At 55.6% G+C, this 2620-nt stretch carries 3 protein-coding genes; all 3 read left to right on the top strand.

Translation table 11 applies throughout. The features are described from left to right. Positions 1-18: 18 nt before the first annotated feature. Genes E5329_RS28850 through E5329_RS28840 form a run of 3 tightly spaced genes read left to right on the top strand, consistent with a single transcriptional unit; the run spans position 19 to position 2428 of the window. On the top strand, positions 19-1287 hold the full coding sequence (locus E5329_RS28850) for a DDE-type integrase/transposase/recombinase (RefSeq protein ID WP_135992543.1): 1269 nt from the start codon (positions 19-21) through the stop codon (positions 1285-1287). Further along, positions 1287-2093: an ExeA family protein gene (locus tag E5329_RS28845; protein ID WP_135992542.1), complete on the top strand. Its 807-nt coding sequence runs from the start codon at positions 1287-1289 to the stop codon at positions 2091-2093. Before E5329_RS28850 ends, E5329_RS28845 begins: the two co-directional genes overlap by 1 nt. Positions 2094-2104: 11 nt before the next feature. Next, positions 2105-2428, top strand: coding sequence for a DUF6618 family protein (locus tag E5329_RS28840; protein ID WP_135992541.1), 324 nt, complete (start codon positions 2105-2107; stop codon positions 2426-2428). Positions 2429-2620 lie beyond the last annotated feature (192 nt).

Here is a 2620-nt window from a genome sequence, read left to right as displayed (position 1 = left end):
CCTAAGGAGGACATTTTTATGGACAACAATCCCAAAAACCTTTCGAACGCAGCCGCCATGGCACAGTTCCGCCTCGCTCTCATAGCGCCGGTCATCCATGGCCTTTATCCGGATGCGTCCAGGAACGCCTACTACCAGCGTATCACCGAAAAACCGCTCACCCTGCCTGACGGTTCTGTATTCCAGTACAGCCCAAAGACCCTCAGCAAATGGGTGTCCCTCTACCAGAACGGCGGCATCGACGCCCTCATGCCGCAGGAGCGTTCCGATAAGGGCTCCACCCGGGTGCTCCCGGACACGGCCATCGAGGAGATCTACCGCCTCAAGGAGGCCTTCCCACGGCTGAACTCTACACAGATCCACCGGCACCTCGTTGAAGAAGCCTTCATCCCTGCCACAGTCAGCGTCTGCGCCGTCCAGCGCTTCGTGAAGAAACATGACCTGAAATCAGCACGCAACCCCGGCATGCGGGACAGGAAGGCGTTTGAGGAAGACGCCTTTGGGAAGATGTGGCAGGCAGATACCTGTTACCTGCCTTATATCACGGAGGATGGCCAGCGCAGGAGAGTCTACTGCATCATGATTATTGATGACCATTCCCGTTTTCTGGTGGGCGGCGGCCTCTTCTATAACGATAATGCCTATAACTTCCAGAAGGTGTTGAAGGACGCTGTGGCAGCCCATGGAATCCCGGCGAAGCTCTATGTCGATAATGGCTGCAGTTACTCGAATGAGCAGCTTTCCCTCATCTGCGGCTCCATCGGCACCGTACTTTTACACACAAAAATTCGTGATGGTGCTTCCAAAGCCAAAATAGAACGCCAGTTCAGAACGCTCAAGGAGACTTGGCTCTATACGCTGGATCTGGATTCCATCACCACGCTGGCACAGTTCAACAGGCTGCTTAAGGACTATATGCGCACCTACAATACATCCGTCCATTCCGGCATCGGCACCACGCCCATGGAACGCTACCAGCAGGCCCGTTCCGCCATCCGCATGCCCAAGTCCAGGGAATGGCTGGAAGAGTGTTTCCTGAACCGTATCACCAGAAAGGTGAACAAGGACTCCACCGTCTCCATTGACAAGGTGTCCTATGACGTCCCCATGCAGTTCATCTCCTCAAAGGTGGAGATCCGTTTCCTTCCGGACGACATGTCCTCCGCCTTCATCCTTTATGAGGGGGAGCATTACCCCATCCGGCCTACGGATAAAAACGAGAACTGCAGGACGAAACGCAACAACACGCCATCCATCGATTATTCAAGGATCGGAGGTGAGGGCTGATGTTCCGTTCTTACTATGGGCTTTCCTTCAATCCCTTTGACAAACAGAACGCCAAAGAAAAGGACCGGTTCCTCTCAAAGGACATCTCGGAGATGACGTCCCGGCTGGACTACCTCAAGGACACAAGAGGCATCGGGCTTTTTACCGCACGGCCAGGCATGGGCAAGTCCTTCGCCCTGCGCTGCTTTGCAAAGAGCCTCAACCCAAACCTCTACCACATGGAGTACATCTGCCTCTCCACCGTCAGCGTCATGGAGTTCTACCGCCAGCTCTGCTCTGTCCTGGGGGTGGAGCCAAGGGGCGGCAAGCCCGGCATGTTCCGCGCCGTGCAGGAGCAGATCCTCTACCTTTACAGGGACAAGAAGCAGCCCCTCCTCCTGGCGGTCGATGAGGCACAGTACCTCTCCACCGGCATCCTGGAGGACATCAAGATGCTCATGAACTACGGATATGACTCCCTCAACTGCTTCACGCTCATCCTCTGCGGGGAGCCCCACCTGAACAGCACCCTGAAAAAGCCTGTCCATGAGGCCCTGCGCCAGAGGGTCACCGTGCATTACAACTTCTCCGGGCTTTCCGATTCGGAGGTGGCGCAGTACGTGCTCCACAAGATCGCCTGTGCGGGAGGCTCTTCCTCCATCATTGAGCAGGCTGCCCTTTCCGCCGTCCACAGCCACTCCCAGGGGAGCCCCCGCCTGGTGGACAACCTGATGACCAATGCCCTGACGCTTGGGGCGCAGATGGAGAAGAAGGTGATCGACACAGAAGTCATCCTCGCCTCCGTCAGCAGCCAGAACCTCGGATAGGGGGTGCTGCTATGGAATACAACTGTATCCTCAGGCACGGCTCCCGCAGGGAGACCTGGACAGGAAGGCTCATCTTACTGGGCAGGGGCCCCGGATGGTATGAAGCCGAGATCGATGGGCGGGGGACTTACTTCCACATCCTCGCCGGACGGCATAAATATGGGAACTATCTGTGCATCCCGAACCACGATATTGGCTGTGAGCTTTCTGATTTTTCTGATATCTTCTGGAATGAGGAACGGCTCAGCCATCTGATACGGAAGGTGGATGCCGTGACCGTTGCTACCGGGCTGGTCCATCTTCCGACCCTGGCCGACAAGCAGGGGAGAAACTAAATGTTTCATATGGGCTGTGGATCTCATGATGGGATCCATGGCCTTTTGCATTTCAGGCGGAAAGCAATACCGCCAACAACGTGCAGCATTTTGGGTAGGATTGTGCATTTGCAGACAGCACTGCGCAGTCAATGGGATAAATGTCGGAAAAATAATTCGCTGTTTGCTTCTCCCTCAATTCGCCGTCCGACA

Origin of the sequence: Petralouisia muris, from assembly GCF_004793545.1 — a bacterium.
In the GTDB taxonomy this organism is placed as follows: domain Bacteria; phylum Bacillota; class Clostridia; order Lachnospirales; family Lachnospiraceae; genus Petralouisia; species Petralouisia muris.
This window is presented reverse-complemented; position numbering and strand designations above follow the sequence as displayed.